This window comes from Klebsiella sp. MS 92-3 (assembly GCF_000195655.1).
GTDB lineage: Bacteria > Pseudomonadota > Gammaproteobacteria > Enterobacterales > Enterobacteriaceae > Klebsiella > Klebsiella pneumoniae.
Genome location: NZ_GL882808.1, coordinates 65,575 through 68,950, shown reverse-complemented (window position 1 = coordinate 68,950; position 3,376 = coordinate 65,575). Strand labels below are relative to the sequence as shown.

Below are 3,376 nucleotides of genomic sequence, written 5' to 3'. Positions count from 1 at the left end.
GGGGGGCGGCGCCGGGATGGCGCCGATGCGTTCGCATATTTTCGACCAGCTCAAGCGCCTGCACAGCACGCGCAAAATCAGCTTCTGGTACGGCGCCCGTTCGCTGCGCGAAATGTTCTACGATGAGGAGTTTGAACAGCTGGCGCGCGACAATCCAAACTTTACCTTCCACGTCGCGCTCTCCGATCCGCTGCCGGAAGATAACTGGACCGGGCATACCGGCTTTATCCATAACGTTCTGTACGAGAACTATCTACGCGATCACCCGGCGCCGGAAGACTGCGAGTTCTACATGTGGGGGCCGCCGGTAATGAACGCCGCGGTAATTAAGATGCTCAAAGATCTGGGCGTCGAGGACGAGAATATTCTCCTCGACGACTTTGGAGGCTGACGATGCTGACGGTATTTATCGCGACCTTTGTGATTTTTGCGCTGGTGATCTTCGGCATGTCGCTGGGCTACCTGGTGAAGCGCAAGAGCATCCAGGGCAGCTGCGGTGGGATCTCCGCGCTGGGGCTGGAGAAAGTCTGCGATTGTCCGGAACCGTGCGACGCGCGTAAAAAGCGCCTCGCCCGCGAGGCGCAGCGTCAGCAGCGGCGTATTTTGTAATGCCCGGCGGCGCTGCGCATGCCGGACCTGCTGCTTCAGTTTTGTAGGCCGGGTAAGGCGCCAGCCGCCACCCGGCATAAAGCGGCTCCGTGCCCGGCGGCGCTGCGCATGCCGGGGCTGCTGCTTCGGTTTTGTAGGCCGGGTAAGGCGCCAGCCGCCACCCGGCAACAACATGCCAGCAATGTGAGGCCGCTTTCGCGGCTTTTTTAGCCGTTGACTCCCTTACTGCCAGCTTTTCGCCTGCGCCGGAGAATCCACCATCACCCCGTCGGCGCCCAGTTCTTTCGCCGTGCGGTAGTCTTCCGCACTGTTGATGCCGAAGAAGATAATGTGCGCTTTATCCTGCGAGCGGAAGCAATCCATTGCCTCTTTATCCCAGGTGAGCGTCGCCGGGGAGATCCCTTCGCCAAGGGTGAATTTCTCCACCACCTCGACTTTGCGCTTCAGCTCCAGTCCATACCACTGCTCACCATCGCGTTGACTCGCTGGCTGGCACTGATGGCTGAGCGAAATATTGGCAAGCCTGGTGCGGGTTTCACTGCGAGTGACAAAGCGAGGGATGGCTGGCGGCAGGGCGGCGATATAGCGGTCTTCGGTGGAATAGACCCGCACGCGATCGAGGCTATCGGTGGTTTTTAACACTTCAAGCAGGCGCTGGCCCATCACGGTCGGATCGGCATCCGGAGATTTGATATCGATATAGAAAAAAGTGTGCGGCCATTGCTGTAAAACGCTTTGCAAGGTCGGAATGGTGGCCTGCTTACCGCGCCACGGGTGGCTGTCACCCCCCCATTTCCAGCCGGCGTCGACTTTCGCCAGCTCGGCGGCGGTCAAACCGGAAACTTTGCCCTCGCTATTGGTCAATGCGGAAAGATCGCTTGACCGGTAGAGCACCGGTACGCCGTCGCGGCTTAACTGCACCGTGACCCAGATGGCTTCGGCGTTATTCTCCAGCGCCAGCTTAATGGCCGGCAGGGTATTTTCCGGCGCATCGCCGGTGCCGCCGCGGTGGGCTATCAGCTGTGGAGCGGCCCAGGCGCCAGCGGTGGCCAGCAGGCAAAGCGCGGTAAGTATTTTCTTCATGATTACATCTTCCTGGTTTATCTTTTAACCCAATGAAAATAAACATAATTTATTGCAGTTTTATGTTTTAACCGCTTTTTTAGCCGATGAAATAAAAAAAGCATAAAATTCGCATCTGATTTTGCTATGCTGTATGGGTATACAGTGTTGAGTCTGACGATGCGTAAAATTATCCATGTCGATATGGACTGTTTCTTTGCGGCGGTGGAGATGCGCGACAACCCAGCGTTGCGCGATATTCCCCTCGCGATAGGCGGCAGTCGGGTACAACGTGGCGTGATTAGTACCGCGAACTATCCTGCGCGTAAGTTTGGCGTGCGCAGCGCCATGCCGACGGCGACGGCGCTCAAGCTGTGCCCGCATCTCACGCTGCTTCCCGGCCGCTTCGATGCCTACAAAGAAGCCTCGAACCATATCCGCGAAATTTTCTCCCGCTATACCTCGCGCATTGAGCCGCTGTCGCTGGATGAAGCCTATCTTGACGTCAGCGACAGCGAGCATTGTCACGGGTCAGCCACCCTGATAGCCCAGGAGATCCGCCAGACCATCGAACGGGAGCTGCGCCTCACCGCCTCGGCGGGGGTGGCGCCGGTGAAGTTTCTCGCTAAAATCGCTTCAGATATGAATAAACCCAACGGCCAGTTCGTTATCGCCCCCCATCAGGTGGCAGAGTTTGTGCGGGCGCTGCCGCTGGCGAAAATACCCGGCGTCGGGAAGGTATCGGCAGCGAAGCTGGAAAATATGGGCCTGCGAACCTGTGGCGATGTGCAAAACAGCGATCTGGCCATGCTGCTTAAGCGCTTCGGTAAATTCGGGCGTATTCTGTGGGAGCGCAGCCACGGGATTGATGAGCGGGAAATTCATAACGATCGGCAGCGTAAATCGGTGGGCGTGGAGCGCACCTTAGCGGAAGATATCCATGAATGGCCGGAGTGCGAAGCGATTATCGAAAACCTCTATCCCGAGCTGGAGAGGCGACTGGCGAAGGTCAAACCTGACCTGCTGATCGCCCGTCAGGGCATTAAACTGAAATTCAATGATTTCCAGCTGACCACCCAGGAGCACGTCTGGCCGCGGCTGAACAAAGAGGATCTGATCGCCACCGCGCACAAAGCCTGGGATGAGCGCCGCGGCGGACGGGGCGTGCGCCTGGTTGGGCTCCACGTGACGTTGCTCGATCCGCAGCTGGAAAGGCAGCTTTTATTAGGGATTTAGCCATGCATATTCGTGCTTACCGCGACAGCGATTTGCCACTGCTCTGCCAGATCTTTCTGCGCGCGGTGCGGGAAACCGCCAGTCGGGACTATACCCCGGGGCAGATCGCGGCCTGGGCGCAGGTGGATGAGACGCGCTGGCGACAAAAGCTGGCCGACTCAATCGGCCTGGTGGCCGTGGTCAACAGCCAGCCGGTTGGCTTTATCACCGCCATCGGGACGCATATCGATTTGCTGTTCGTCTCGCCGGATCGTGCCCGCCAGGGTATCGGCGGCGCGCTTATCGAGGCGCTCTGCGCTCAGTATCCAGCGCAAATCCTGACGGTGGACGCCAGCATTACCGCAAAGCCCTGTTTTACGGCCCATGGTTTTAAGGTGGTGGCTGAGCAGCGGGTGGCGGCGCGCGGGGAGTGGTTTATTAATTACCGGATGGAAAAACGCGTGGCGCTAAGGTGATGCGGGGTAAAAAA

At 58.3% G+C, this 3,376-nt stretch carries 4 protein-coding genes and 1 pseudogene; 4 read left to right on the top strand and 1 reads right to left on the bottom strand.

Annotation, left to right across the window (positions count from 1 at the left end; genetic code table 11):
• Both HMPREF9538_RS30010 and nqrM read left to right on the top strand, forming a co-directional pair.
• Nucleotides 1-391, top strand: a pseudogene (locus tag HMPREF9538_RS30010) (NADH:ubiquinone reductase (Na(+)-transporting) subunit F); the annotation flags it as partial.
• A 2-nt stretch (nt 392-393) separates the two neighbouring features.
• Entirely contained in the window at nt 394-609 is a 216-nt protein-coding gene (gene nqrM, locus HMPREF9538_RS13675; RefSeq protein ID WP_004178678.1) for a (Na+)-NQR maturation NqrM, read from the top strand.
• 222 nt (nt 610-831) lie between these two features.
• On the opposite strand, the gene HMPREF9538_RS13680 is transcribed toward nqrM, so the two are convergent.
• Nucleotides 832-1,692, bottom strand: a complete 861-nt coding sequence (locus HMPREF9538_RS13680) for a glycerophosphodiester phosphodiesterase family protein (RefSeq protein ID WP_009485135.1) — start codon at nt 1,690-1,692, stop codon at nt 832-834.
• A 159-nt stretch (nt 1,693-1,851) separates the two neighbouring features.
• Between HMPREF9538_RS13680 and dinB the strand changes: the two genes are divergently transcribed.
• Entirely contained in the window at nt 1,852-2,907 is a 1,056-nt protein-coding gene (gene dinB / locus HMPREF9538_RS13685) for a DNA polymerase IV (RefSeq protein ID WP_002889726.1), read from the top strand.
• A 2-nt stretch (nt 2,908-2,909) separates the two neighbouring features.
• Nucleotides 2,910-3,362, top strand: a complete 453-nt coding sequence (locus HMPREF9538_RS13690; RefSeq protein ID WP_004145818.1) for a GNAT family N-acetyltransferase — start codon at nt 2,910-2,912, stop codon at nt 3,360-3,362.
• Nucleotides 3,363-3,376 lie beyond the last annotated feature (14 nt).

Bases quoted from the DNA above. Each gene is read 5' to 3' on its own strand.
- nqrM (WP_004178678.1), top strand. From the start codon at position 394: ATGCTGACGGTATTTATCGCGACCTTTGTGATTTTTGCGCTGGTGATC.
- HMPREF9538_RS13680 (WP_009485135.1), bottom strand. From the start codon at position 1,692: ATGAAGAAAATACTTACCGCGCTTTGCCTGCTGGCCACCGCTGGCGCC.
- dinB (WP_002889726.1), top strand. From the start codon at position 1,852: ATGCGTAAAATTATCCATGTCGATATGGACTGTTTCTTTGCGGCGGTG.
- HMPREF9538_RS13690 (WP_004145818.1), top strand. From the start codon at position 2,910: ATGCATATTCGTGCTTACCGCGACAGCGATTTGCCACTGCTCTGCCAG.